This is a genomic window from Nakamurella sp. (genome assembly GCF_044224575.1).
Classification (GTDB): Bacteria; Actinomycetota; Actinomycetes; order Mycobacteriales; family Nakamurellaceae; genus Nakamurella.
Map to the genome: position 1 here is coordinate 129,919 of NZ_JBGAKE010000010.1, position 26,531 is coordinate 156,449.

The following is a 26,531-nucleotide window of genomic DNA, read 5'->3' on the forward strand; positions in this document are numbered from 1 at the left end:
TTACCAGCCCTGACCGGGATCGAACGCCTGATTGCCGGGAGCGGTGTCCTTGTGCAGGTCGTTGTGAATCGTGCCCTCGATAAAGCCGTAGGGCCGGTCGTCGGCGTGGAACACCTCGTTCGGGTTCTCCAGGCCGTACGGGCTCAGGTCGATGACGAAGTGGTGCTTGTTGGGCAGGGAGAACCGGACCTCGCCGATCTCCGGCTGCTCGGCGATCATCGCCTCGCCCATGGCGAACATGGTCTGCTGCAGGGCCAGGCTGTGATGGCCGGCGAACACGCTGCTCATGGTGGCGACGGCGGAGTCGTAGGACTTGTTCCAGTCGGCCTCGGTGTCGGTGTGCCACCACTGGCCGGTGACCGAGGTGGCCATCACCCGGTCATGGGTCGGTTTGAGGGTCGTGTACTTGTCCTGCAGGTAACCCCAGAACTCCGAATCGGTGGTCTTGAGCACCACGTAGTCCTGCACGCCGGACACCACCCAGAGGTTGGTGCCGTCGTAGGTGACGGTGGCGGTACGGACGTAGCCGCCGTCCCGGGCGAACGCGTGCGGGTGCGGGGTGCCGTCGTGGGACAGCCGCTTCCACGGGTACATCTCGAGCTTGATGCGAGCGCGAGTGACCGGGGCGGTGTCGTCCACGAAATGCTTGGCCAGCGCAATGCCGAACGATTCCGGCTGGCGGGCGGCCTCGCTGTATTCCTTCGCGAAGGCGTTCACCGTGTTCTTGGTGGCGTCGGTGGTCAGGCAGTTGCTGTTGTCACCGGTGCGGTGGATCTCCTCGAAATCCCCGGACAGTGCGACGCTGACGTTGTAGTCGACGATCTCGTGCGGATCGGAATCGCGGTAGACACGGACGACGCGGGTCTCCGCCTTGCCGTACTGGTTGTGGCCCAGCGTGACGGTCATGGCACCTAGCTCCCTCGGTAGGTCGAAAATGCGAACGGGGACAACAAGAGTGGGACGTGGTGATGTGCGGTGACGTCGGTGATCTCGAACGTCACGGTGACCTTCGGATAGAATCCGGTCTGACCGGAGGCAGTGAAGTAGGCCCCGGTGTCGAAGGTCAATTCGTAGATTCCGGCCGCGAGCGGAACGTCCTTTCCGGCGCTCTGATGGCGGTGGCGGCCGTCGGAATCGGTGACGGCAGTGAAGAGGGGAATGGCCGCAGCCGCCTGATCGTCGCTGCGGGTGAGCTGAATCGGCACCCCCTCGGCGGGGCGACCCAGGCCGGCGTCCAGCACGTGGGTGGAAAGGCTCATCGTCGAGACACTCCCGGTGTTGATTGGCTGAGTCCGGTCTTCCACTAAGTGGAAGGCGAATCTCTTGCAGTGAAAGTTACCCTCGCCTCGCCAAGGGTGTCAACAGTTTGTTGAAGTAGGGCGGGGGATATATCCACGCGGTTCGGCTAGGGTCGCGATCGATGGAGAGCGCCCGGGTCGTCGCGTGGAGCACGGAGCTGCGCCGGGTGCACCAACGGCTGGCCGATGCGCTGGTGATCGCCCGGGAATCCGTCGAGGCCGGCGGGCCGGTCGCCCTCGCGCTCGAGCCGCTCACCTACTGCTGGGCGTTCTGTGCCGCGCTGGACGGCCATCATGGCGGTGAGGACCACTGGCTGTTCCCGGCGGTCCGGGCGGCCCGCCCCGACTTGGCCGTCGTCCTGGACGATCTCGCCCGGGACCACCGGATGATCGGCCACCTGCTCGGCGAGCTGCGCCGAGCGATGACCGCCGGCGCCGGGGTCGACGAGCTGCGGCGACACCTCGACGGCATCGAGGCGGTGATGACCACGCACTTCCGGTACGAGGAGAAGCGTTTGCTCGCCGTGGTCGATCAAGTCGGCCTAAGTGATGTCGATACGACAGTCGTCTTTGGGCCACTAGGTTGATGAGGACTCGAACGGCCCTGAAGTGTGTGCGATCCTGCGTCGATGGGAGTCGCTGATCGGCCTGCCGAGTCCGCCGCCTACCGGGGCTGGAACAAGGCCATGGAGTGGCCGCTGATCGTGGTGGCCCTGATATTCGGCGTCGGCTACGCCTATCAGGTGCTGGCGGAGCCGGTCGGCTGGCCCGGGCTCGCGTGCGAGATGCTGGCGGTCCTGTGCTGGCTGGTCTTCGTCGTCGACTACGCTGCCCGCCTGTACCTGGCGACCGACCGTGGCCGATGGTTCCTCCGTCACCTGCTCTCGTTGCTGGTGGTCGCCCTGCCCGTGCTCAGGCCGCTGCGGTTGGTCCGCCTGCTCACCCTGCTCACCGTCTTCCAACGGGCCGCCGGCAGCGCGCTGCGGGGACGGGTGGTGATGTACGCCGCAGCGACCACCGGCCTGCTCGTCCTCGTCTCGTCCCTCGCGGTGTTCGACGCGGAGCGATACGCGCCCGGGTCGCTGATCACCTCGTACGGCGAGGCGGTGTGGTGGGCGTGCGTGACGGTCACGACGGTCGGCTACGGCGATACGTACCCGGTGACCTTCGGCGGCCGGTGCATCGCGGTGGCCATGATGGTGTGCGGCATCGCCCTGCTCGGCACCATCACGGCCATCATCGCGTCCTGGCTGGTGGAGCAGGTGCGTGCGGAGGAGGAGGCGCACGAGGGGGCCACCCGCGACCAGGTCGAGCTGCTGGCGGCCCAGATCGAGCGGCTGGAGCGCGGGTTGCTCGCCGGGACCCGGGAGCCGGTTCACAGGTCGATGATCAACGGCCGGTGGTCCGAGACCTCCGGACCCGACGAGATGCGGAACGATCGGACGGCCGCCGGATCCGAGACCAGCAGGTAGCTCGCGTGGCGGACCGGCTTGGTATAGCGGGACGTCCGGGTGTCGGCGTCGCCGACCAGATCGGTCAGGCCGACGGCGGACAGCACCGCGAACGTCCGGCTGTCCGGAAGCAGGTTGAGATCGCCACACAGGACCACGACGCCGCCCTCGGCGCGGGCCTGTTCGACCAGCCCGGCGAGCCGGCGGGCCTGCTCGTCCCGCGCCGGCGTGTCGTGCTTGCCGGCCCGGTCCCGAAGGCCGTGCACCTGCACCACGGTGACGGGGCGGCCGGACCGGGGATCGACGACCCGGACCGCGAGCGCCGCCCGCGGCCGATTCGAGGTGGGCCATACGTCGTGCAGCCGGTAGCGGCCGTGCACGAAGGCGGACTGCAAGCCGATCACCGGCAGCGCCGGACCGACATACGTGCCGATCCCGAAATCCTGCCGCCGGACGATCCCGTCCCGATCTTGCACCGGCCCGGAATCGCAGGCGAGAAAGAATGCCTGATGGTCGGGCATCACCCGGATGAGGTCGCCGTGCAGGTCGGCTCGCTGCGGAAGCGATCGTTCGCCGTCGTCGAACCCGATCCATCCGGTGGCGCCCGGCGTCCGGCACACCTCCTGCAGGCAGATCACGTCGGCGCCGCAGCCGGTGAGCCATCCGGTGAGCTCGTCCAGCATCGTTCCGCCCCAGGCGTTGACGGAGACGATGCGCACGGCCGGACCCTATCGTCCGGCGTCGCGAACCCGTCGCCGGTCGGACCGGCCGGTCACCGGTCGAGACGGCCCGGATCGGGCGAAATGCTGACGTAACCGGGGTATTTCGCCGTCCGGTGGTCCCCCGAGGACCGGCCCTGGACCCGCCGGCGCACCCAGGGGCCCACGTGCTGGCGGTAGAACACGAGATTGTCCGTCAGGCTGCGCCGCGGTTCCCGGAGCGGCCCGGGTTCATCGGGCCGGGGTCGTCCGAGTGCGGTGAGCACCTGCCACGCCACCCGGCGGTGCCCGACCGGGTTGAGGTGGATCCGGTCGGCGGCCCAGTAGCCGGGACGCCGGATCTCCCGGTCGTGCCACATGTCGACGAAGGTCAAGCCGGCCTCGTCGGTGAGGCGCACGATGTCGGCGGTCAGCGCCTCGCCGCGGTGGTGGACGACGCCGCCGAACGGGATCCGGGAGGTCGGGTCGGGGCCGGCGAGCACGATCAGCGTCACGCCCGCTTGCTGGCACCGCCGGACCACCCGCCGCGTCAGGGCCTTCAGGGCGGCCATGTCGACATGACGCCGCATGATGTCGTTTCCCCCGCCGTTGTAGGTGATCAGGGTCGGTTCGAGGGCCAGGGCCGGCTCGAGTTGCTGGTCGACGATCGGCCCGAGTTTGCGGCCGCGGATGGCCAGGTTCGCGTACTCGACGGGCTCGCCCGATGCGTCGGCCAGGCCCTCGGCGACCCGGTCCGCCCAACCGCGCAGGCGGCCGTCCGCCCGCTCGTCACCGACGCCCTCGGTGAAGCTGTCCCCGATCGCCACGTACCGCACCGCCCGACTGTAAGGGCCGAGTGTCGGGACCGTGGCCGGGACCCGCCGCCGGACGGGCCGGGCGCCACCCGGGGCCGAGGTGTGGGATTCTCGTACCTGTACGAAACGATTGGGCACGGCAGGGAGGGGTCGACGGTGCCGAAGGCGACGCTGCGCGACGTCGCCGAGCGCTCCGGTTTTTCCATCACCACGGTCTCGCACGTGCTGAACGACGTTCCGGGCAAACGGATCCCGGAGGCGACGCGGGAGCGGGTGCGGGCCGCGGCGGCCGAACTGGCCTACACCCCCAATCGGTTGGCGCAGGGTTTGCGCCTGCGACGGACCAACACCCTGGGCTTCATCAGCGACCACATCGCGACTTCGCCGCATGCCGGTCAGACGATCCTGGGTGCCCAGGACGCGGCGGCGGACTACGACTGCCTGTTGCTGTTGATGAACAGCGGCAGCGACGCGGAGCTGGAGAACCGGGAGATCCAGGCCCTGCGGGACCGGCAGGTCGACGGGATCATCTATGCCGCCGAGTACCACCGGGTCCTGACCCCGCCGGCGGCCCTGGCCGGCGTTCCCGCGGTACTGCTGGACGCCCGGCCCGCCGACGCCGGGTTCTCCTCGATCGTGCCGGACGAGGTGGGCGGAGCGGCGACCGCGGTGAAGGAGCTGATCGATCACGGGCACCGGCGGATCGGATTCGTCACCAACATCACCGATATTCCCGCGACCGCCCTGCGTCTGGCGGGCTTCAAGAAGGCGCTGAAGACGGCGCACCGTCACTTCTCTCGCGCCTTGGTGGTCGAGGACATCTCCGAGGCGCACGGCGGGTTCCGGGCGGCGCGGGTGCTGCTGGACCGTCAACCGGCGGACCGACCGACCGCACTGTTCTGCTTCAACGACCGGATGGCGATGGGCGCCTACCAGGCCGCGGCCGAATGTGGCCTGCGCATCCCGGAGGACGTGTCCATCGTCGGCTTCGACAACCAGGAGCTCATCGCCGCGAGCCTGCGACCGGGGCTGACCACGGTCGCGCTGCCGCACTACCAGATGGGTCAATGGGCCGTGCATGCCCTGATGCGAACCGTCGAGGGGAGTGCGAACGGTTCCTTGCGGTCGGAGGTCATGCCGTGCCCGATCGTGCGCCGAGGGTCGGTCGGTCCGCCGCCGCGCAGCTGATCGCCCGGCTCGGCCCGCTCGAAGGTCGACCGTCGAGTGTTCATCCAAACGATTCGCCAGTCTGACACCACGTTTGTCCGCCGCCGGCCCGGTGGCCGCCCGGCGCTTGCGGGGCCCGTGGCCGGCCGATTCGCCCGAACTGGGGCCGCGCGTGCGGCCGGCCTGGCGAGGTGAACTCGGCGGTTCAAAACCGATGTTGTCCAGAACGTTTCGGTCTCGTCGTCGCTATTCCGGGCACGATATCCGGATCGCCGTGACCGAATCTTCGGGTCGGGCCGCAGATCACACTTGACTTCGATCCATCGGTCACGCATGCTTCTCACGCATGCACAAACGTTTGGGCACTCAGCGAGGAGGGTCGGATGAGGAGATCGCCGGTGCGGCACACCGTCGGGCGTTCCGAGCTGTCCATACGGCCGTCCCGCACCGGCCGGGCGCTCAACCTCGCGGCCCGACCGGCGCCGAGATGGATCGCTCGGCAGTGCACACCGTGCGCCGCGGGATCGACGGGTGGGGGACGCCCCGAACCGAGGTCCCGCCCATGCCCCCTGGTGCGCTCGCATCGATGGGCCCGCTGCCCCCGGTCGTGACCGAGGCGACGAACAACTACCCATCCGACATTCGTCCGCGCCGCGGACGAAGCCAACCGTCCGGCCCGACCGGACGCCAATGAGTTGGAGAAGCTCCGTGGTATCCACACCCCTCAAGCGCCTCGCCACCATCGGTCTAGCGGCGGCGCTGGCGCTGTCGCTCGCCGCCTGCGGCAAGGGCAGCAGCTCGGGCAACAGTGCCGAGACCGATGCGAACGGCACCGCCACGCTCAAGCTGTGGACGCACAATGCCGGAAACGACAAGGAGCTGGCGGCGATCAACCAGGTCGTCAGCGACTACAACGGCAGCCAGGCCAAGTACAAGGTCGAGGTCCAAGCGTTCCCCCAGGATTCCTACAACACCTCGGTGACGGCGGCCGCGGCCTCCAAGAGCCTGCCCTGCATCCTGGACGTGGACGGGCCGAACGTGCCCAACTGGGCCTGGGCCGGATATCTGGCCCCGCTGGACGGGATGGACGACCAGATCTCGAAGTTCCTGCCCAGTACCGTCGGCGCATACAACGGCAAGAACTACTCGGTCGGTTACTACGACGTGGCGCTGATCATGGAGGCCCGCAAGTCCGCCTTGGCGGAGAACGGGATCCGCATCCCGACGAGCGACCAGCCCTGGACGAAGGATGAGTTCGCCGCCGCTCTGGCCGCGATCAAGGCCAGTGGCAAGTGGGCGAACGCGCTGGACATGCAGACCGGCAACACCGGCGAGTGGTGGCCCTACGCCTACTCACCGTTCCTGCAGAGCTTCGGCGGCGACCTGATCAACCGGGCGGACTACAAGAGCGCCGACGGTGAACTCAACGGGCCCGCGGCCGTGGAATGGGCCAACTGGTTCCGCTCGCTGACCACCGATGGGTACATGCCCTTGAAGTCCGGCGCCGACCCCGCACAGGACTTCCTCAACGGCAAGACCGCCATCCTGTACAACGGGTCGTGGGGGGCCGAGCCGGCCCGCGCGTCCGCCATCGCCGACGACATCGTCTTCCTGCCCTCGGTCGACCTGGGCCAGGGACCGAAGATCGGCGGCGGCTCGTGGCAGTGGGCGGTCAGCCAGGGCTGCTCTTCCCCTGAAGGAGCGCTGGACTACATGAAGTTCGCGCTGCAGGACAAGTATGTCGCGTCGGTGTCCGAGGCGACCGGCACCATCCCGGCCACCGACGCGGCCGCCGCGATGGTTCCCGGCTACGAGCCGGGCGGGGTCAACGACCTCTTCCGGCAGTTCTCCAAGGAGTTCGCGCTGGTGCGGCCGGTGACCCCGGGGTACCCGTTCATCGCGACGACCTTCACCAAGACCGCCCAGGACATCCTCAACGGGGCCGACCCGCAACAAGCGCTCGACCAGGCGGTCAAGGACATCGACGCGAATCAGCAGTCCAACAACAACTTCCAGTAGCCCGGCCCGTCCACTCCACTGATCCGGGCGGGCGCCCACCTTCCTCGGCGCCCGCCCGATCCCGAAGGCTCTTTGGGGAACGCAATGACGCAGACAATCGGGGCCGCCCACCCCGAACCGCCCTCCGTGCAACAGATCGAAAAGCTGTCGTACCGCCAGCGACGATTCACCAGGACCAGGCAGTCCCAGCGCATCGCCGCAGCCTGGATGGTGACGCCGGCGGTGGCTCTGCTGCTGGTCTTCATCATCATTCCGATCGTGCTGACCTTCGCGCTGGCCTTCACCAACGCCAAGCTCATCTCGCCGACCGGACCGCAGTTCGTCGGGATCGACAACTTCACCCGATTGTTCGGGGACGCGCTGTTCTGGAAGTCACTGCGGAACACCCTGTTGTTCACGGTGTTCGTGGTGCCGTTTCAGGCCGGGCTCGCCCTGGTGCTGGCACTGCTGATCAACGTCCGGATCCGCGGGGTCAACTTCTTCCGCACGGTGTACTTCCTGCCGGTCGTCACCTCGATGGTGGTCGTCTCGCTGCTCTGGAAGTTCATGTACCAGCCGGACGGCCTGATCAACGGGTTCCTCGCCGTCTTCGGCATCGACGGGCCGGACTGGCTGGGCAACCCGAACACCGCGCTCATCGCGGTGCTGGTGATGTCGATCTGGCAGGCCGTCGGCTTCCACATGGTGATCTGGCTGTCCGGCCTGCAGACCATCCCGCAGGACATGTACGAGGCCGGCGCGATCGACGGCGCCGGCAACTGGCAGCGGTTCCGCTACATCACCTGGCCGGCGCTGCGGCAGACGCGCACCTTCATCCTGATCACCATCACCATCCAGGCGTTCGCGCTGTTCACCCAGATTCAGGTGATGACCCAGGGCGGCCCGCTCGACTCCACCTCGACCATCGTCTACCAGTCCGTGCGGATCGGATTCTCGTTGCAGCAGACGGGATATGCGTCGGCACTGTCCCTGGTCTTCTTCGTGCTCGTGCTGGCGGTTTCGCTGGTGCAGCGCTACCTCACCCGCGACAAGGACGTGAAGAAATGAGCGAGACGTTGCCCCGCGCGGCCTTGGGTACGCCGACACCGGACTCGGCCAAGGCGGGACCCGCCGTCGGCCTGACGGTCTGGCGCTACGTGATCCGGTTCTTCCTGGTGTTGGTCTTCGCATTGCCACTGCTGTTCATGCTTGTCTCGTCCCTCAAGCCGGACACCCAGATCTTCGGTGATCTCGACTCGATCAACGCATTCCTACCGGTCGGCGACGTGTCCCTGAACAACTACACGGCGGTCTTCGATCGGGTGCCGTTCTGGCGCTTCATGATGAACTCGATCCTGATCACGGTGCTCACCGTCACCCTGGGCCTGATCGTGAACAGCATGTGCGCCTTCGCGTTGGCCCGTTTGCGATTCCGCGGCCAGGGCATCCTGCTCGGAGTCATCCTCGCCACTCTGATCGTGCCGTTCGAGACGCTGGCGCTGCCCCTGCTGTGGTGGGTGAATCTCCTGCCGTACTTCGACGGGTCCATCGGTTGGCTGGACACCTACGAGGTGCAGTTCGTGCCGTTCATCGCCAACGCCTTCTCGATCTACCTGTTCTACTCCTACTTCGACTCCATTCCGAAGGAGTTGGACGAGGCGGCCAAGGTGGACGGCGCCGGGTGGTTCACCATCTACCGCAAGATCATCATGCCGCTGTCGGGGCCCGCGATCGCGACCGTCGCGATCCTGACGTTCCTGCCGGCGTGGAACCAGTACCTCTGGCCGTTGATGGCGGTTCAGACCGAGGAGTTGCGGCCGGTCCTCGTCGGCATCGACTACTTCTCGCAGCTCACCACGAACTGGGGGCAGATCATGGCCTACGCCTCGATGATCACCGTCCCGGTTCTGGTGATGTTCATCGCCTTCCAACGCGCCTTCATCAACTCCATCGCCTCATCCGGCGTGAAGGGATAGACAATGCTGCGACTACCCGATTCCTGGGTCTGGGATTTCTGGCTCGTCCGGGATCACGACACTTACCACGCCTTCTTCCTGTACGCCTCCCGCGCCCTGCATCATCCCGACCTGCGGCACCGGCGGGCCAGTGTGGGTCATGCGGTCTCGACCGATCTGGTCACCTGGGAGCGGGTGCCGGACGCCCTGGTGCGCGGTGGCCCGCCGAGCTTCGACCAGATGGCGACCTGGACCGGTTCGACCGTCCGGGGTGACGATGGCCGGTGGCACATGTTCTACACCGGCACCTCGATGAACGACGAGGGGCAGCTGATCCAGCAGATCGGTCTGGCCACCTCCGACGATCTCTACACCTGGACGAAGGACGATCGGAACCCGTTGGTTCGCGCCGATGGTCGGTGGTACGAGAAGCTGGGCGGTCCGCGGGAATGGCAGGACGAGCATTGGCGCGATCCCTGGGTTTTCAGGGACCCCGGCGGCGACGGTTGGCACATGCTGATCACCGCCCGAGCGAGCGGCGGTGCCCTCGACGACCGCGGGGTGATCGGCCACGCCCGGTCGGCCGACCTGCTCAATTGGACGACCCAGCCGCCGCTCTCCGCGCCGGGGGTCGGCTTCGGTCAGCTCGAGGTGCCACAGGTGGAAAACGTCGACGGACGGTGGGTCCTCGTCGTCAACTGCCTCGACGGTGAGCTGTCCACCGGCCGGTCCGCGCGTGGCGAACGCGGCGGGGTGTGGGTGGCCAACGCCGAGACCGCGCTCGGTCCCTACGATCTGGACAATGCCACCCTGCTCGCTGACGACCGTTGGTACGTCGGCAAACTCGTCCGGGACCCGGCCGATCGCTGGGTGTTCCTGGCCTTCGCCAACAAGGACGCGAACGGGGACTTCGTCGGTGAGCTGACCGATCCGGCTCCCGTCCGATGGTGTGACGACCGGCTCGTCGTCGAGGGTGTCACCGACTGGTGACGACGGCGAGGAACGGGTCGACGACGGCGTGATAGGCGTCCGGGTCGTCACGGCGCACGCAGTGACCGACACCGTCGACCCGGTGGAAGCGGACCAACGGGTTGGCGATCCGCGCCTCGTCGGGGGCCATGATGCTATTGACCGGCAGCATCAGCAGGGTCGGGACGGTCAGCCGGTCGAACAGCGGTTCCCACACCGGCTCGCCGAGCGTCAGGCCGTCCCGGATCATCCGGCGATCGACCAGCGGCTTACAGGCGGCCCACGCGTCGATCTCGTCCTCCGGCCAGCGTGACTCGACCCGCATCCGGGCGCATTCACTCTCGCCGCCGTCGGCGAAGGAGTCCAGGAATCTCTCCTGGTGGGCCACGTAGGCAGGGTCGGGGACGGTGTGGCCGGTCGGCTCGGCCGGGTCTTCCAGGACGAGGCCCCGGACGAGGCGTGGTTCGGCGACGGCCGCCCGCAACGCGAACAGTCCGCCGAGTGAATGGGCGACCAGAACCGGCGGCCGGTCGAGGGTCGGGAGCAACTGCAGCACGTCGCTGAGCCACAGCTCGTGGCACCTCTGCAGGTCCGCTTCGTCGAATCGAGGTGAGCGCCCGTGCCCGCGCAGGTCGACGGCGATCACCCGATACGCGTGCTGCCACCGCCGCACCGCATCCGGCCACGCGGTGCCCGCCTCGCTCAGCCCGTGCAGGAGCAGCAGCGGCGGTGCCTTGGGCGGGCCCCAGTGGTGGACGGTGAGCGGTGGCACCCGGTGAGTGTGCCGCACTTGGCGTGAAGAAGTGCGGCTGAAGCACCGTTTGACCCTGTGCGACGGGCCTGCCGCGGTACCCGGTGCACGATGGCACGGTTGGAGTGCGATGATCCCGTCATTGCCGCAGCCGGATCCCGTCATTGCGTCGGGGTCGACGTTCGGGATCGATCCAGGTGGGTGGGATGACTTCGGGGCGGCCGTCTTTCGCCATCCGGACCTGCCAATCGCCGCCATGGATGAGGATGTGATGCGCTTGGCAGAGACAGGCGGCGTTGTTTCAGGCTGGTGGGGCCACCGTTCGCCCAGAAGGCGATGTGGTGGATCTCGGACCAGCGGGCGGGCCGGTCGCAGCCCGGGAACAGGCATCCGCCGTCGCGGAGGATCGCGGCGCGGCGGATCGCGGTCGGCCAGATCCGGGTGGTCCGGCCGATGTCCAGTGGTTCACCGGGGGCGTCGAGGACGGCGGGGATGACGGTGCAGTCGCACAGGATTTGCCGGGCCAGCGCCGGGCCGATCGGGGTGCCGGCGGCGGTCAGGGTGGCGTCGCCGAGCCGGTTCGTGAGGGCGTCGTACTGCACGGTCATGGTGACGTGGGGCCGTTCCCCGCCCTGTACCGGTCCGTCGCCGCTGGTCAGGTAGCCGTCGAGGACGGTGGACAGTGCGTGCGCCAGCCGGGTGGCGGCGGAGCGGTGGTCCTTGATCCCGTCGATTTCGGGGCGGGGCGGGGTGTGGCGTGCGGGTCGGTCGCGGCGATGAACGCGGCCACGGTGCTGTCGTCCAGTTTCCCTCTGATCGGGGTGAGGCCGGTGCGGACGTCGCGGCTGCCGAGTGCGAGTTCGGTGCGGTCGGTCGGGTCGGTGGGTTCGAAGTCGCCGTCCGGGTCGAGGGTGACCAGGAGTCGGGCGGCGACCTTGGTCAGGTCGACGGGGTCCATGGTGCGGGCGTGCCCGATGAGGGTGTGTTCGGCGTCTTCGCGGACGTCGGCGGGAACGTCGGTGGGGATCTTGCTCATGGTGGTGACGATGATGGCGGTTTGTTCGGCGCCCAGGTTCCCGGTGTGCAGGTGGTGGCCGAGTTCGGGGAGTGGGGGTGGGATTTCCCCGCCGCTGATGGCGTCCTGGGGCAGGATCTGCCGGGCGGTGCGGACCCGGGTGGCGGCGTCGCCGGGTCCGATGGTCAGGGCGTTGCGGAGCAGGACCGCGGTCGAGGTCTGCCCGTGTGTCTGGGCGAGGCGGGCGAGGTTGATCTCGCCGGCGACGGTGACCTGGGCGGCGTAGATGCGGCGGGCGAGGCGTTCGATGGTGTGGGCGGTGGCGAGCAGGTCGTCGCCGGGGAACTTCCAGAATTCGGCGTCGATGAGTTGGTCCAGGCCAGCGGTGATCGTCTCGGCGACGCGTTCCGCGTCGTCCCGGGTGATCACCGTGCTGGTCCTGACCGAGTATCGCATAAATGTACGAAATATGCTATCTGAACTGGTCAACGATGCAACGCGAGCCGGTCGGCGAATGGTGGTGCAGCACTGCGGACGTCCGTCGTCGCGTTCGCGGATCGACCGAGTTCGCCGGCGCCGTGACGACGACTGTCCCACCCGCCCACGACAGTGTTCCCCGAACGGGCACCTCTCAGGATCGGCCCAGCGGCAGTGGTGCAGGCCGACCGGTCACTTTGCAGGTTCGGCAACGACGGTGGCGGCGCCGTCGCGGCGCGAGTCGAACAAGATCCGTCGGGCTGAAAATCGATCACGGGTCAGGAAACCTTGGCCAAGCGAATCCGGCCGCGCGGATGAAGTGATCGACTCCCGTCACACGGTTCACATGTGGCGTCAGTTGATCCGCGCCGGCGTAGTTGATCCGCGCGGGTCAGCGGCCGGGTTCAGGGGTGGGGTCAGCGGTGGGGTCAGCGGCGGGGGGTTAGGGGCGGGCGAAGGCGGGTTCGCCGCGCAGCCAGACACCGGCGACGTCGGCGGCGGTGGACAGCGCGAACACCCGGGCGAGGGCGTCGGTCGGGTCGGCGGCGTGCCGCAGGTTGACGGCCAGCGACGACGACGGCGCCGGGCGCAGCCAGACCGCGTCGAAATCCTTGCCGACCGACAGATCTCCGACCCGCGAGGACAGGCCGAGCGCCCGGGCACCGGCGTGCGTCGCCAGGTACAGCAGGTGCACCGGGGTGAGCGGAAGTCCTTCGGCGCCGAGCAATTGCTGCATGAAGTACGCCTGCAGGCCCTCCTTCAGCAGGAACAGGCCGGTGCCCGCGCCCACGTCGCAACCCAGCGCTACGCCCACCCCGTGCCGGACGTGCCGGGCCAGTGGAAACAGGCCACTGCCCAGCGCCGAGTTGCTCGTCGGGCAGTGTGCGGTCCAGGCCCCGGCCTCGCCCATCAGATCCAGTTCGTGGTCGGTGGGGTGCACGTTGTGCGCGAACACGCTCCGGTCGGTGACCAGGCCGTGCCGGTGGTAGGTGTCGATATAGTGCGCGCTCCCGGGGAACAGGTCGGCGACGGTCTGCACCTCGGCCAGGTTCTCGTTGACGTGCGAGGTGAACCAGATGTCGCCGTCCGCCGGACCCAATAATTGCCCGCACACGTCGAGCATCTCGTCCGAGGTCGACAGCGAGAATCGTGGCGTCACCGCATATCTCAGTCTGCCCTTGCCGTGCCAGCGGTCGATCAGCCGGCGCGAGGCGGCGAGCCCCTCGGCGGGGGTGCAGAGCAGATCGTCCCGCAGGATCCGGTCCGAGAGCACCAGCCCGGTGGTCAGGTTCAGCCCCACATCGGACCCGGCGGCGAACAGGATGTCCATCGCCGACTCGAAGTGCGAGCCGAACACCAGCGCGGTGGTGGTCCCGCCCCGCACCAGCTCGCCGAGGAACTCGCCGGCCACCTCGGTGGCGTACCCGGGGTCGGCGAGGTTGGCCTCCTCGGGCAGGGCGCACTTCTCGAGCCAATCGAGCAGCGGCATGCCGAGGCCGCCCATCGCCCGCATCTGCGGGTAGTGCACGTGGGTGTCGACGAACCCGGGCAGCAGCAGCCCGCCGGTCAGCTCGACGACGGGCTCGTCCGGGTGGGCGGCCTTGAGGTCGGCGAAGGCCCCCCGGGCGGCGATGACGCCGTCGCGGACCAGCAGGCCGCCGTCCGCGTCGACCCGAAGGGCATCGGCGGGATCGCCGGCGAACGGGTCGCCGGGGGTGTCGACGACGGTGGCGTGGTACAGGGTCACGTTCTCACTCCACTCGGGGTCGGGGCCGACCGGCTCGGCTCATGGGCCGACTCGGCGGTCGGCCCGGACTCCGACGATTGTTGGAAGGATTGCAGCAGGGCGGCCGCGACGGACACCGCGATGACCGCCGGCTGCTTGCCGGTGATGTCGGGAAGCCCGATGGGGCAACGGATCCGGTCGATCTCCACGGCGGAGTGCCCGGCCTGGGCCAGCCGGCGCCGGAAGCCCGACCATTTCGCCGACGACCCGATCAGCCCGATCGAGCCCAGGGCGGGAAGCCGGAGCGCCGCGTCGCACAGGGCGAAATCCTCGGCGTGATCGTGGCTCATGATCAGCACGTGCGCGCCGCGGGGCAGCCGCTCCAGCAGTTGCTCGCCGAGCAGCAGGTGGTGCACGCCGACGTCCGCGGCCCCGTCGGTGATCGAGGCCAACCGGAACGGATCCAGCTGGTCCTCCCGGGAGTCGGCCAGTTCCAGTCGGACCTCCAGCCGGGACAGGATCCTGGCCAGCTCGTAGCCGACGTGGCCCATCCCGAAGATCGCGACGGTCGGCCGGGCCGGCATCGGTTCGAGCAACAGGGTCACCTCCCCGCCGCAGCACTGGCGGCCGTGTTCGTTGCGGGCGTGCTCGTTGAGCCGGGCCACTTGGGTTTCCGGCTCGGCCACGCCGGTCGAGATCATCCGCCGGGCGCGGCGGATGGCGGCCTCCTCCAGGTTGCCGCCGCCCACGCTGCCCCAGCTGTGCTCGGAGCCGACCACCATTTTCGCGCCGGCGTCCCGCGGGGCGTGACCGCGGACGGAGACGACCGTGATCAGCACCCCCGGCGAGCCCTCCCGGCGCAGGTGGCTCAGCGCGTCCAGCCACTCCATCAGACGCCCGCCAGCTCCGCGGCCGTCAGATCGGAGTTGGCGCTGTCGCGGCCTCCGTCGCCGCCCGCGGACCGGGCGGCATCGACCGCCCAGTACACGGCTTCGGGGGTGGCCGGGCTACCCAGATCGACCGAGTAGCCGGCCGGCCCGAACGCGCCGACCGCCGCCCGCAGCGCCTCACGCACCGCGAACGCCTCCATCAGCGGGGGCTCGCCGACCGCCTTGCTCCCGTACACCACACCGGATTCGGTGGCCCGCTCGAACAGGTGCACGTGGAACTCCTCGGGCATCTCCGAGAAGCTGGGGATCTTGTACGTGCTGGCCGCCTGGGTGTTCAGCCGGCCCCGGTTCGGTCCGTCGCTGGTGTCCCAACGCAGCTCCTCCAGGGTCAGCCACCCGGTGCCCTGCACGAAACCGCCCTCGATCTGCCCCACATCGATCAGTGGCGAGAGGCTGTCGCCGACGTCGTGCACGATGTCCGCCCGGCGCAACCGGTAGATCCCGGTGAAGGCGTCGATCTCGACCTCCGCGCAGGCGGCGCCGTAGGCGAAGTACTTGAACGGCTCACCCTGCATCCGGTTGGCGTCCCAGTGCAGCCCCGCGGTGCGATAGAACCCGGCCGCCCACAACTGGACCCGCTGGAAGTACGCGTCGTGGCACAGCTGCGCCCACTCCAGTTGGCGATCGTGAAATCCGATTCCGGTGACGGTGCCGTCGACGAACCGGACGTCGTCCGGGTGGATGCCGAGCTTGCCCGCGGCCACGCCCGCGAGGCGTTCCCGGATCTGGTCGCAGGCGTTCTTCACCGCACCGCCGTTGATGTCGGCCCCCGAGCTCGCCGCGGTCGCCGACGTGTTCGGCACCTTGTCGGTGCGCGTCGGGGCGAGCCGCACGTAGCTCAGCGGCACCCCCAGCGCGGTCGCCGCGACCTGGATCATCTTGGTGTGCAGGCCCTGCCCCATCTCCACGCCGCCGTGGTTGATGAGCACCGACCCGTCCTTGTAGACGTGCACCAGCGCACCGGCCTGGTTGAACGCCGTCAGGTTGAACGAGATGCCGAACTTGACCGGCGTCATCGCCAGCGCTCGCTTCACGTCGTCATGGCCGGCGTTGAACTCGGCGATGGCCGCCTGCCGCTCCGACACGGACGCCTTGTCCGCCAGGGTGGACCAGATCGCCTCCAGCCGCTCGGCGTGCCGCACCGGCTGCCCGTACGGCGTGGGCTGGCCGGGCGAATAGAAGTTCTTGCGCCGCAACTCCTCCGGGGTCACGCCGAGCATCGGTGCGCAGCGCCCCAGGATGTCCTCGATGACGATCATGCCCTGCGGGCCACCGAACCCGCGGAACGCGGTCTGGGACGTCTTGTTGGTCTTGCCGATGCGCCCGTGCACCTCGATATCGGGGATCCAGTAGGCGTTGTCGATGTGGCACAGGGCCCGGGCCAGCACCGGCTCGGACAGGTCCAGGCTCCACCCGCCGTCACTGACCAGGGTGGCCGTGAGCGCCCGGATGCGATGGTCGGCGTCGAACCCGATCTCCCACGTGGCGTGGAACGGGTGCCGCTTGCCGGTCATGGTGATGTCCTGGGTGCGGTTGAGCCGCAGCAGCACCGGTCGTCCGGTGATGGTTGCGCCGAGCGCGGCGACCGCGGCGAAGCCGTGCGGCTGCATCTCCTTGCCGCCGAACCCGCCGCCCAGGCGCAGGCACTGCACCGTGATCTCGTGGCTGTGCCGGCCGAGCACGTGCGCGACGATCTCCTGGGTCTCCGACGGATGCTGCGTGCTGGACTGCACGAACACCTGCCCGGCCTCGTCGACCAGGGCCAGCGCGGCGTTGGTCTCCAGGTAGAAGTGCTCCTGCCCGCCGAACTCGAACTCGCCGGTGAACCGGTGGGTCGAGTCGGCCAGGCCGGCGGCGGCGTCGCCGCGACTGACCGTGCGGGCGGCGCCCTGGTAGCTCTCGGCGGCGATCGCCTCGGCGATCGTCATCAGCGACGGCAGCGGCTCGTACTCGACGAGAATCGCCTCCGCACCGAGCCGGGCGGCATCCTCGGTCTCACCGAGCACGTAGCAGACGGCATGCCCGTAGAACATCACCTCGGTGGGGAACAGCGGCTCGTCGTGCTTGATGCCGGCGTCGTTGACGCCAGGCACGTCCTGCGCCGTCAGCACCCGGACCACCCCGGGCACGTCGTAGGCCGGGGTCACGTCGAACGTGGTCACCATGGCGTGCGCGTGCGGCGCCTGCAACGGCCACGCGTACAGCAGATTCGGTGTCCGATGGATCAGGTCGTCGGTGTACAACGCCTGCCCGGTGACGTGCAGCGAGGCCGCCTCGTGCGATAGCGGCAACCCGACCTTGGGGTTGTTGGGCCGGTCGGCCAGGGGACCATGCGCGTAGCTCATGCCGAGGCTCCTGCCTTCGCGTTCTGGGCGTGGAATTTGCGCAGTGACGTGCCGAGCATCGCCGTCCGGTAGGCGGCGCTGGCCCGGTGGTCGCTGATCGGGGTGCCCTCGCCGGCCAGCACCCGGGAGGCCTCGGCGATCACCTTGGGCGTCCACGACCGGCCGATCAGCGCGGCCTCGGTCGCGGTCGCCCGGATCGGCATGGCGGCCACCCCGCCGAGCCCGATCTTGATGTCGGCGATCATGCCGCCCTCCACCGTGAGGGCGAAAGCGATTGCCACGCTGGAGATGTCGTCGAACCGGCGCTTGGCGATCTTATGGAACGCGGCCACCGGAGCGACCGGTGTCGGCACCACGATCGTCTTGATCAGCTCGTCCGGGCGTTTCACCGTCTTGCGGTAGCCGGTGAAGTACTCGCGCAGCGGCACCGTCCGCTCGCCGGATGCCGAGGCCAGCACCAGCGAGGTGTCCAGCGCCAGCAGGGCGGGCGGGCTGTCGCCGATCGGCGAGCCGGTGCCCAGGTTGCCGCCGAGCGTCGCGCCGTTGCGGATCAGCCGGGAGGCGAACTGCGGGAACATCTCGGCCAGCAGCGGCACCCGGCCGTCCAGCAGCCGCTCCACCTCGGACAGCGTCAGGGCCGCGCCGATCTCGATCCGGTCGGGCTCGACGGAGAACGTGCGCAACTCGGCGACCCGATCCAGCGCGACGGTCAGGTCGGCCCGGGCGTGCCGGATGTTCAATTCGACGCCCCAGTCGGTCGATCCGGCGACGAGCCGGGCATCCGGATGCCGGGCCAGCAGGTCCACCGCCTGGGCCAGGTCGGCCGGACGGCGGTAGGCGGTGCCACCGGTGGTGATGACGGTCGGGGCCGGCGCGGGGGCCGGCTCCGACCGTCGGGCCGCCAGCGCATCCGACCCGTCGGGCGACCCCAGCGCGTAGGCAGCGTCCCGGATCGGGCGGTACCCGGTGCAGCGACACAGGTTTCCGCTCAGCGCGTGCAGGTCGAAGCCGTTCGGGCCGTGCTCGTGGTCGGCGGCGTGCCCGGGTGCATCGGGATCCGCCGGGCGGGCGTGTCCGTTTCCGGCGCCCGGCTCGCCCTCGGCCGCCACCGAGGTTGCATCGGCCGGCGAACGGTCCGGGCGGTAGTACTCCGCGGCCATCGAGCAGATGAAACCCGGTGTGCAGTAACCGCACTGCGAGCCACCGCGGACGGCCATCTGCTCCTGCACCGGGTGCATCCCCTGCGGGTCACCCAGTCCCTCGGAGGTGACGACCTCCTGGGCGTCGAACCCGGCGGCCGGCACCAGGCAGGCATTGATCGCGGTCCAGCGCGTGGTACCGGCGCCGCCGTTGGTGTCGGGCCGGGCGACGAGCACCGCGCACGCCCCGCACTCGCCTTCCGCGCACCCTTCCTTGCAGCCGGTGTAACCCGTGCCGCGCAACCATTCCAGCAGCGTGGTGTGCCCACCCACCTCGCCCAGCGGGCGGGTGCGGCCGTTGACGACGATATGAGGTTCCATCTTGTTGACTCCCTCGTCTCCCCGCGACGATATCCCCGTCGCGAGGGTGAGTACGGAATTGTTCTAGAGGCCGGCCCGACGCAGCAGTTCCCTGCTGGCGTCGCGGACCTCGGTGGCGTAGCTGTCCGTGTCGACCGTGACCGGCCGGCCCTGCTCGACGATCGGCCGGCCACCGACCAGCAGCAGCTCCAGCGGTGGCGGCGCGCCGAGCACCAATGCGGCGATCGGGTCGACGATGTCGATGTGCGCCAGCGTGTCCAACCGCCAGACCGCGACGTCGGCCAGCTTGCCGACCTCCAGTGAGCCGATCTCGTCGGCCCGGCCGAGCACCCGCGCGCCGCCCATGGTCGCCATGTCCAACGCGTCCCGCACGGTCAGCGCCTGCGGGCCGCCCTTGGCCCGGGCGAACAGCAGGGCGTGCCGGGCCTCCTCCAGCAGGGCGCACGCCTCGTTGGACGCGGCCCCGTCGACGCCCAGGCCCACCGCCACCCCGGCGTCCCGCAGGTCCCGGGCCCGGGCGATGCCCGACCCGAGCCGGGCGTTGGAGGTGGGGCAGTGCGCCACCGAGGTCCCGGTGCGGGCCAGCGACGCGATCGACTCGTCGGTCAGCCACACCGAGTGGGCCAGCCAGACCTCCGGGCCGAGCCAGCCGACGGATTCCATGTACTCGACCGGGCTACAGCCGAAATGCTCGCGGCAGTAGTCCTCCTCGTCGAGCGTCTCGCACAGGTGGGTGTGCATGCGCACGCCCTTGCGGCGGGACAGCTCCGCGGTCTGCCGGAGCAGCTCTCCGGTCACCGAGAACGGGGAGCAGGGCGCCACCCCGATCTGCAACATGGAGCCGAACGACGGGTCGTGGTACGTGTCGATCGCCTCCTCGGTGGCCGCCAGGATCGCGTCGATGTCCTCGACCACGCTGTCCGGCGGCAGCCCGCCCTTGCTGCGACCCAGGTCCATCGAGCCGCGGGTCGGGTGGAACCGCAGTCCCACCCGCGCCGCCGCATCGATCTCGGCCTTGAGCAGGTCGCCACCATCCCGCGGGAACACGTAGTGGTGATCCGTGGTGGTGGTGCAGCCGGTGCCGGCCAGCCAGGACAGCCCACCGGTGGCGGCGACGTTGACCAGCTCGGCGTCGAGCTGCTCCCACACCGGGTACAGCGTGGTGAGCCAGCCGAACAGGGTGTCGTCGACCGCCAGACCCCGGGTGATCCACTGGTACAGGTGGTGGTGCGTGTTGACGAACCCCGGAGTGATCAGGCAGCCGCTCGCGTCCACCACGCGGGCGCCGGCCACCTCAGGGGCCGGGCCGTCGCCGACCGCGGTGATCAGGCCGTCGGTGACGACGACGTGACCGCTGCGGTACTCGTTGGCCGATCCGTCGACCGTGGCGACGTGCGCGCCCTGCAGGACAAGGGTTGTCATCTCACTCCGCTGTTCGTCGTTACTGTCCGATGGTGCTGTTCGTCGATCCCGCCGGTCGGTGCCGCGGTCCGGTCAGGCCAGGATGGACTCCAGACGGGTCAACGCGATCTCCCGCAGCTGGGTGACCACCTCGGCCTGTTCTCGTACTCGACGTTCCCGTCCAGGATGGCCTGCTGCACCGCCGCATCGGCGCCGCCGAACGAGGCCTGCTCCTGCTGGGAGAACTCGACATCATGTCCGGCGCCGGCCTTCTCACCGATTCGCGGATGCTTGCCGAGCGCGGCCCGCAACTCGTCGTCGGAGAAGTCGGCGGCCGCGGCCCGGGCCTCGTGCAGCACGTGTTGGGCCGAGGGGTAGGGCCGGCCGGCCATCACCGCGTCCACCCACCGGGGCACGTCCAGGCAACTGCGCAGCTCGGCGCGGGCCACGTCGTCGGGCTGGGCGTTGAACCGCCTGGTGCCGGCGGCGAACTCGTCGTCGGTCGAGGCCTGTCGGGTGGCCGCCGGTGTGGTCAGCTGGTCGACCTCCTCCAGGAAGGTGGCCCGGGGCAGCAGCAGCGGGCTGGCGTCGGCGACCAGGTCGTCGAACCGGTGGTTGGCGATCTTGGCCACCTCGATGACGGCAGTTGCCTGTTCCTGCGCCGGTGAATTCTGCAGCCGTCCCCAGCCGGACTTGAGGATCTGGTCACGCTTCTCGACATCCCGCACCGACATGATCAGGGGGATGCCGAACCGCTCCCGGTAGGCCGACGTCAGGTGCGAGAACTGCTCGTGGTCCTCGTCGTTGAGCAGCAGCAGGCCGGAGGCGGCCCGGTCCTTTTTCGTCTCCTCGGACGTCTCGGGGCTCGAGTCACTGCCCAGATCCGGGTAGAAGGCCAGCAGGTCACGCTGCTCGCCGCCGTCGGCGGTGAACAGGGCGTCCTGGAACGCGGCCCGCAGTGCGGGGGTGTCGGCGAACGGGCGCCGGTCGTAGGCGCGCTCGACGACCCAGCTCGGGCCCTGGAACAGGGAGCCGAAGGTGGCGACGAACTCGTCGCGAGACATCTTGTTCACCTGGTCCAGCCGGATCACGCCGCCCCGGGGGGAGCCGGCCACCGCGGGCCCGTAGCCCTTGTCCAGGTGGTGGAAGACCAGGTTCAGCACGATGGCGGTCAGGCTGCCCAGGGTGATGCCGGAACCGAAGATGATCTGTGCCCACTCCGGAACCGCCTTGGCCACATCGGGCTGCACGGTGACGAACATGGCCAGGCCGATGCTGGTGCCCACGATGACCACGTTGCGGTGGTCGTGGAAGTCGACCCGACCCAGGGTCTGGATGCCGACGACGGCGACGGTGGCGAACATCGCGATCGCGGCACCGCCCAACACCGGCGGCGGGATGCTGGCGACCAGGGCGCCGGCCTTGGGAATCATGCCGATCAGGATCATGAACACGCCCGCCGCGGCGACCACGTAGCGGCTCTTCACCCGGGTCAACCGGACCAGGCCGACGTTCTCGGCGAAACAGGTGTACGGGAACGAGTTCAGCACACCGCCCAGGAAGGTGGCCAGACCGTCGGCCCGCAGCGCGCGGGCGACGTCATCGCCGCCGACCCGCTTCTCCACGATCTCGCCGGTGGCGAACACGTCACCGGTCGTCTCGACCGCGGTGATCAGCATGACCACGATCATCGAGATGATGGCGGCCGCCGAGAACTTGGGGATGCCGAAGTAGAACGGGGTGGTGACACCGAACCAGGCGGAGTCGCCGACGCTGCCGAAGCTGGCGTCGCCGAGGAAGAAGGCGACGGCGGTGCCGATGACCAGGCCGGCCAGCACGGCGACGGTGGCCAGGAAGCCCTTGAAGATCCGCTGGATCAGCACGATGACCAGCAGGGTGCCCATGGCGTAGGCCAGGTTCTTGGAGCTGGTCGGGTCGGGGTTGGCCCCGCCGCCGACCGCGTCGAGCGCGGCCACCGGCAGGAGCGCGATGCCGATGATGGTGATCACCGTGCCGGTGACCACCGGTGGGAAGAACCGGATCAGCTTGGCGAAGTACGGCGCCATGAAGAAGGTGAACAGGCCGGCGATGATCACGGCGCCGTAGATGTAGAGCAGGCCCTCGGTGCCGCCTCCGACCGCCATCGCGATGGCGATCATCGGGGACACGGCGGTGAAGGTCACGCCCTGCAGCAACGGCAGCCGGACGCCGATCTTCCAGAACCCGACCGACTGGATGATCGAGGCGATGCCGCAGGTGAACAGGTCGGCATTGATCAGGTGGATGAGCTCTTCGGTGGTCAGGCCGATGGCACTGGCCAGCAGGATCGGCACCACCACGGCGCCGGCGTAGAACGCCAACACGTGCTGGATGCCGTAGACGGCCAGCTTCGGGATCGGCAGGACTTGGTCGACCGGGTGTTTGACGGATTTGGTGCGGGCGGGACTCGCCGTCGGTGCAGATGCCATTTTCAGGCCTCTCTGGTCCGGGAGAGGAGCATGCATCGTCATGCTCCGGAGACGGATTGTGATTGTGTGGCCGACAGCGGTCGGCCCGGTAACGATCGAGTGGGGCGCGGGTGGGGCGTCGGGGATCAGCCGTCGGGATGGGGGCCGATCGGACGGCAGGCACGGCTGGACGGCATCGACATGGCAGTACCTGCTCTCCGTTGAGCTGTGGTGCGGCGGATGGGCCTTCGCGCATTTCGGAAGCGTTCTTCCGCAGATCGAAATATACTTCGTGACTCAGGCCACGTCAACATTTTGTTGAGGCTGTCTTCGGTGCGACGTCCGCGCTGGTCAGGGCCGGTCTCGGTTGAGGTAGTTGTAGACGGTGAACCGGCTGACGCCCAGCGCGGTGGCGACCGTCTCGACCGACTTGCGGTAGGAGAACGCCCCCGCCTCCTCCAACAGCCGGACCGCGCGTTGCTTCTCCGGGCGGGGCAGCTCGTCCAGCGGCTGGGCGAACTCACGCTGCACATCGGCGAGGATCCCGGTCAGCCCGCCCTCGTCCGCGCGGGGCTCGGCGTCGGCATCGGCGCCGCCGTTCCCGGCCGGGGTGAGCCGGACCGCCGCGACCACGGCCCCGCGCCAGGCCAGTGCGACGTCGCCCGCGGTGACGTCGGCGGGCTCGATCAGCCGCCCCCCGATCCGGTCGACCAGCGGCCGCACCGCCTCGATGAGCTCACGGCCGTCGTCACCGGGCGGGGTGGGAACGCCGGCCATCAGAGTTCCGTGTGCAACTGCAACGTGATCCGGGTGGCCCCGGCGTTCAGGGCCACCGCCATCACCGTGCGCAGGACGTCGAGCACCGCGTCCCGGTCGCCCTCGATCTCGGTGCCGAGCGGCCCGAAATCACCCTTGAGTCCGGCCTCCTGCACCACCTGCCAGGCCAGCCGGGCATGGTCCGGCGGCTCGCCTTCCCCGTAGAAGGGTTCGGTGGTGAACTCGGCGACGACCCGCACGTCGTCGAGGGTACGACCGGTGCGACCAAGCAGAGTTGATCATGGCGATCTCTGTCAGTACACCGGCGTGTCGTCGGTGTGTCGGGCAGAGATCGCCATGATCAACTTCGATTCCCGTCAGCCGCCTAGGGCCGCCTTACGCACCGCGTCGGCGACGGCCGGTGCGACGTCCGGGTCGAAGACCGAGGGCACGATGTAGCTGGGGTTGAGCTCGTCGGCAGAGACGCAGTTGGCGATCGCGGTGGCCGCGGCGAGCATGGTCGCCTCGGTGATCTCATGGGTGCCGGCGTCGAGCATGCCGCGGAAGAAGCCGGGGAAGGCGAGCACGTTGTTGATCTGATTCGGGTAGTCCGACCGTCCGGTGGCGACGATGGCCGCGTGCTGCGCGGCGGCGAACGGGTCGACCTCGGGATCGGGGTTGGCCAGCGCGAACACGATGGCGCCGTCGTTCATCCGGGCGATGTCGTCGCCGGTCAGCAGGTTCGGCGCGGACACCCCGATGAACACGTCGGCACCGGCGATCATCTCGGCCAGCGGGCCGCGCAGGCCGCGCGGGTTGGTGTTGTCGGCGATCCACCGGCGGAACTCGTCCATGCCCTGTTTGCCCGGGTCGACCGCGCCGTGCCGGTCGCAGCCGATGATGTCGGTGAAGCCCTGGGCGGCGAGCAGCCGGATGATCGCGTGCCCGGCCGCGCCCACACCGCTGACCACCACCCGCAGGTCCTCGGGCTTGCGCCCGACCACCCGCAACGCGTTGGTCAGGGCGGCGAGCACCACGATGGCGGTGCCGTGCTGGTCGTCGTGGAACACCGGGATGTCGAGCAACTCCTTGAGGCGCCGCTCGATCTCGAAGCAGCGCGGCGCCGAGATGTCCTCCAGGTTGATGCCGCCGTACCCGGGCGCGATGCACCGGACGATCTCCACGATCTGGTCGACGTCCTTGGTGTCCAGCACCACGGGCCACGCGTCCACGCCGCCGAAGTGCTTGAACAGCGCTGCCTTTCCCTCCATCACCGGCATCGCGGCGGCCGGACCGATGTCGCCGAGGCCGAGCACCGCGGTCCCGTCCGTCACGACGGCGACGGTGTTCCGCTTGATCGTCAGCCGGCGGGCGTCGGCCGGGTTCTTCGCGATGGCCAGGCAGACCCGGGCGACACCCGGGGTGTAGGCCCGCGAGAGGTCGTCGCGGTGCTTGAGCGGCACCTTGGGCTGGATCTCGATCTTGCCGCCCAGGTGCAGCAGGAAGGTCCGGTCGCTGACCTTGCGCACCGTCACGCCGGCCAGCTGGGCGATCGCATCGCTGATCTGGTCGGCGTGGTCGGCATCGGAGGCGTTGCAGGTGACGTCGACGACGATGCCGTCCGGCTTGGACTCCACCACATCCAGCGCGGTAAGGGCGCCACCGGCGGACAGCACCGCGGCCGCGAGGTCGGCGGTCGCGCCGACCGTCGGCGGCGCCTGCACACGAACGGTGATCGAGTAGCCCGGACTCACGCTGGCCATCGTTGGCCTCCATCTTCTGTCTTACGGAACTGACTTTCTGTATGGTGGATATTAGTAGGTGATCCGCCCAAGTCAACGTAGGCCGGGTCACGATTGCCCGCATAGTGACCTTAGAATTCCGTATATCGGAAGTGTCCCGGTGGTGGAGGAGCAGCGATGACAGCCCTGGCCGACGACGCTCGACCGGACAACGAGGCCGCCCCGGCCAAGGGCAAGCAGCGGAGCTCCGGTGGCGTGCAGTCGATCGAGCGCGCGTTCACCATCCTGGAGACGCTGGCCACCGGCGGCGGGGTGATGGGCCTGTCGGCGCTCGCGGCCGAGTCCGGCCTGCCGCTGCCGACGATCCACCGGCTCGTGCGCACCCTGGTCGACCTGGGGTACATGCGGCAGGAGCCCTCGCGCCAGTACGCCCTGGGTCCACGGATCCTGCTGCTGGCCGAGAGCGCGTCCAGCATGCTCTCCAGCGTGGCCCGGCCGCACCTGGCCCAGCTCGTCGACGACCTGGGCGAGACCGCCAATCTGGCCTCCCTCGACGGGGACGAGATCGTCTACATCGCCCAGGTGCCCAGCCGGCACAGCATGCGGATGTTCACCGAGGTCGGCCGGCACGTGCTGCCGCACTGCACCGCCGTCGGCAAGGCGATCATGGCCCACATGCCGCCGGGCCAGGTGCGGGATCTGTTGCACCGCACGGGGATGCCGCGACATACCGAACACACCATCACCGATCCCGACGTGTTCGCCCAGCAGCTGCGGGAGGCGGCCGCTCAGGGCTACGCCATGGACGACGGGGAGCAGGAACTGGGCGTGCGGTGTGTGGCCGTCGCGGTGCCGGGTACCCGCTCGCACCTCGCCGTCTCGGTGTCCGGTCCGGCCGGCCGGATGACGCCGGAGACCGTGCAGCGGGCGGTGCCGCTACTGACCGCCGCCGGGCAGGCGCTGGCCGCCGAGCTCGGCTAACGGCCACCCGCCGGCGGCCGTTCGGTCGCACCTGCGCGCCGGCCCATCTCGACGGGTACCCCATCACCC

At 69.1% G+C, this 26,531-nt stretch carries 22 protein-coding genes and 1 pseudogene; 8 read left to right on the forward strand and 15 right to left on the reverse strand.

Features of this window, described 5'->3' with window-relative positions; all coding sequences use genetic code 11:
* Both pucL and uraH read right to left on the reverse strand, forming a co-directional pair.
* Nucleotides 1–906: a factor-independent urate hydroxylase gene (gene pucL, locus ACILSK_RS13490; protein ID WP_395727676.1), complete on the reverse strand. Its 906-nt coding sequence runs from the start codon at nucleotides 904–906 to the stop codon at nucleotides 1–3.
* Nucleotides 907–911: 5 nt separating this feature from the next.
* The gene (uraH, locus tag ACILSK_RS13495) at nucleotides 912–1,259 is read right to left on the reverse strand and encodes a hydroxyisourate hydrolase (protein WP_395727677.1); all 348 of its coding nucleotides are present in this window, start codon (nucleotides 1,257–1,259) and stop codon (nucleotides 912–914) included.
* Nucleotides 1,260–1,420: 161 nt separating this feature from the next.
* Here uraH and ACILSK_RS13500 point away from each other — a divergent pair, with 161 nt between their 5' ends.
* Nucleotides 1,421–1,885, forward strand: coding sequence for a hemerythrin domain-containing protein (locus ACILSK_RS13500; RefSeq protein WP_395727678.1), 465 nt, complete (start codon nucleotides 1,421–1,423; stop codon nucleotides 1,883–1,885).
* A gap of 42 nt (nucleotides 1,886–1,927) precedes the next feature.
* Nucleotides 1,928–2,770 carry a potassium channel family protein gene (locus tag ACILSK_RS13505; RefSeq protein WP_395727679.1) on the forward strand — a complete coding sequence of 281 codons (843 nt, stop codon included), beginning with the start codon at nucleotides 1,928–1,930 and terminating at the stop codon, nucleotides 2,768–2,770.
* On the opposite strand, the gene ACILSK_RS13510 is transcribed toward ACILSK_RS13505, so the two are convergent.
* Together ACILSK_RS13510 and ACILSK_RS13515 are read right to left on the reverse strand one after the other, a co-directional pair.
* Nucleotides 2,674–3,468 carry an endonuclease/exonuclease/phosphatase family protein gene (locus ACILSK_RS13510; protein ID WP_395727680.1) on the reverse strand — a complete coding sequence of 265 codons (795 nt, stop codon included), beginning with the start codon at nucleotides 3,466–3,468 and terminating at the stop codon, nucleotides 2,674–2,676. The two genes, ACILSK_RS13505 and ACILSK_RS13510, sit on opposite strands and share 97 nt — an antisense overlap.
* A 53-nt stretch (nucleotides 3,469–3,521) precedes the next feature.
* A complete protein-coding gene (locus tag ACILSK_RS13515) occupies nucleotides 3,522–4,283 on the reverse strand; it encodes an SGNH/GDSL hydrolase family protein (protein WP_395727681.1) in 762 nt (253 codons plus the stop codon).
* A gap of 135 nt (nucleotides 4,284–4,418) precedes the next feature.
* Between ACILSK_RS13515 and ACILSK_RS13520 the strand changes: the two genes are divergently transcribed.
* The 5 genes from ACILSK_RS13520 to ACILSK_RS13540 all read left to right on the forward strand — a co-directional run bounded on the left by ACILSK_RS13520 (nucleotide 4,419) and on the right by ACILSK_RS13540 (nucleotide 10,372).
* Nucleotides 4,419–5,450: a LacI family DNA-binding transcriptional regulator gene (locus ACILSK_RS13520; RefSeq protein WP_395727682.1), complete on the forward strand. Its 1,032-nt coding sequence runs from the start codon at nucleotides 4,419–4,421 to the stop codon at nucleotides 5,448–5,450.
* A 687-nt stretch (nucleotides 5,451–6,137) separates the two neighbouring features.
* Nucleotides 6,138–7,448 carry an ABC transporter substrate-binding protein gene (locus tag ACILSK_RS13525; RefSeq protein WP_395727683.1) on the forward strand — a complete coding sequence of 437 codons (1,311 nt, stop codon included), beginning with the start codon at nucleotides 6,138–6,140 and terminating at the stop codon, nucleotides 7,446–7,448.
* An 84-nt stretch (nucleotides 7,449–7,532) separates the two neighbouring features.
* On the forward strand, nucleotides 7,533–8,495 hold the full coding sequence (locus ACILSK_RS13530; protein ID WP_395727684.1) for a carbohydrate ABC transporter permease: 963 nt from the start codon (nucleotides 7,533–7,535) through the stop codon (nucleotides 8,493–8,495).
* Complete coding sequence (locus ACILSK_RS13535) at nucleotides 8,492–9,403, forward strand: carbohydrate ABC transporter permease (RefSeq protein ID WP_395727685.1); 912 nt, start codon at nucleotides 8,492–8,494, stop codon at nucleotides 9,401–9,403. The genes ACILSK_RS13530 and ACILSK_RS13535 overlap by 4 nt, the downstream gene beginning before the upstream one ends.
* Before the next feature lie 3 nt (nucleotides 9,404–9,406).
* Nucleotides 9,407–10,372, forward strand: coding sequence for a family 43 glycosylhydrolase (locus tag ACILSK_RS13540; RefSeq protein ID WP_395727686.1), 966 nt, complete (start codon nucleotides 9,407–9,409; stop codon nucleotides 10,370–10,372).
* Here the strand turns inward: ACILSK_RS13540 and ACILSK_RS13545 are convergent.
* The 11 genes and pseudogenes from ACILSK_RS13545 to ACILSK_RS13595 all read right to left on the reverse strand — a co-directional run bounded on the left by ACILSK_RS13545 (nucleotide 10,359) and on the right by ACILSK_RS13595 (nucleotide 25,502).
* A complete protein-coding gene (locus ACILSK_RS13545) occupies nucleotides 10,359–11,123 on the reverse strand; it encodes an alpha/beta fold hydrolase (RefSeq protein ID WP_395727687.1) in 765 nt (254 codons plus the stop codon). The genes ACILSK_RS13540 and ACILSK_RS13545 overlap by 14 nt on opposite strands.
* Before the next feature lie 140 nt (nucleotides 11,124–11,263).
* Nucleotides 11,264–12,573 (reverse strand): annotated as a pseudogene (locus tag ACILSK_RS13550) (DUF222 domain-containing protein).
* Nucleotides 12,574–13,036: 463 nt separating this feature from the next.
* On the reverse strand, nucleotides 13,037–14,341 hold the full coding sequence (locus ACILSK_RS13555) for a guanine deaminase (RefSeq protein ID WP_395727688.1): 1,305 nt from the start codon (nucleotides 14,339–14,341) through the stop codon (nucleotides 13,037–13,039).
* The gene (gene xdhC, locus ACILSK_RS13560; protein ID WP_395727689.1) at nucleotides 14,338–15,210 is read right to left on the reverse strand and encodes a xanthine dehydrogenase accessory protein XdhC; all 873 of its coding nucleotides are present in this window, start codon (nucleotides 15,208–15,210) and stop codon (nucleotides 14,338–14,340) included. Before xdhC ends, ACILSK_RS13555 begins: the two co-directional genes overlap by 4 nt.
* Nucleotides 15,210–17,615, reverse strand: coding sequence for a xanthine dehydrogenase molybdopterin binding subunit (xdhB, locus tag ACILSK_RS13565; RefSeq protein ID WP_395727690.1), 2,406 nt, complete (start codon nucleotides 17,613–17,615; stop codon nucleotides 15,210–15,212). The genes xdhC and xdhB overlap by 1 nt, the downstream gene beginning before the upstream one ends.
* The gene (locus ACILSK_RS13570; protein ID WP_395727691.1) at nucleotides 17,612–19,135 is read right to left on the reverse strand and encodes a xanthine dehydrogenase small subunit; all 1,524 of its coding nucleotides are present in this window, start codon (nucleotides 19,133–19,135) and stop codon (nucleotides 17,612–17,614) included. Before ACILSK_RS13570 ends, xdhB begins: the two co-directional genes overlap by 4 nt.
* A gap of 63 nt (nucleotides 19,136–19,198) precedes the next feature.
* On the reverse strand, nucleotides 19,199–20,557 hold the full coding sequence (locus tag ACILSK_RS13575; protein WP_395727692.1) for an 8-oxoguanine deaminase: 1,359 nt from the start codon (nucleotides 20,555–20,557) through the stop codon (nucleotides 19,199–19,201).
* A gap of 98 nt (nucleotides 20,558–20,655) precedes the next feature.
* Nucleotides 20,656–23,004: a 2-oxo-4-hydroxy-4-carboxy-5-ureidoimidazoline decarboxylase gene (gene uraD, locus ACILSK_RS13580; protein ID WP_395727693.1), complete on the reverse strand. Its 2,349-nt coding sequence runs from the start codon at nucleotides 23,002–23,004 to the stop codon at nucleotides 20,656–20,658.
* A 330-nt stretch (nucleotides 23,005–23,334) separates the two neighbouring features.
* The gene (locus ACILSK_RS13585; RefSeq protein ID WP_395727694.1) at nucleotides 23,335–23,760 is read right to left on the reverse strand and encodes a helix-turn-helix domain-containing protein; all 426 of its coding nucleotides are present in this window, start codon (nucleotides 23,758–23,760) and stop codon (nucleotides 23,335–23,337) included.
* Nucleotides 23,760–23,999, reverse strand: a complete 240-nt coding sequence (locus ACILSK_RS13590) for a thiamine-binding protein (RefSeq protein ID WP_395727695.1) — start codon at nucleotides 23,997–23,999, stop codon at nucleotides 23,760–23,762. Before ACILSK_RS13590 ends, ACILSK_RS13585 begins: the two co-directional genes overlap by 1 nt.
* Before the next feature lie 117 nt (nucleotides 24,000–24,116).
* On the reverse strand, nucleotides 24,117–25,502 hold the full coding sequence (locus tag ACILSK_RS13595) for an NAD-dependent malic enzyme (protein WP_395727696.1): 1,386 nt from the start codon (nucleotides 25,500–25,502) through the stop codon (nucleotides 24,117–24,119).
* Nucleotides 25,503–25,658: 156 nt separating this feature from the next.
* On the opposite strand from ACILSK_RS13595, the gene ACILSK_RS13600 reads away from it, so the two are divergent.
* Nucleotides 25,659–26,462 (forward strand): IclR family transcriptional regulator, encoded by an 804-nt coding sequence (locus tag ACILSK_RS13600; protein WP_395727697.1) that lies wholly within the window; start codon nucleotides 25,659–25,661, stop codon nucleotides 26,460–26,462.
* Nucleotides 26,463–26,531 lie beyond the last annotated feature (69 nt).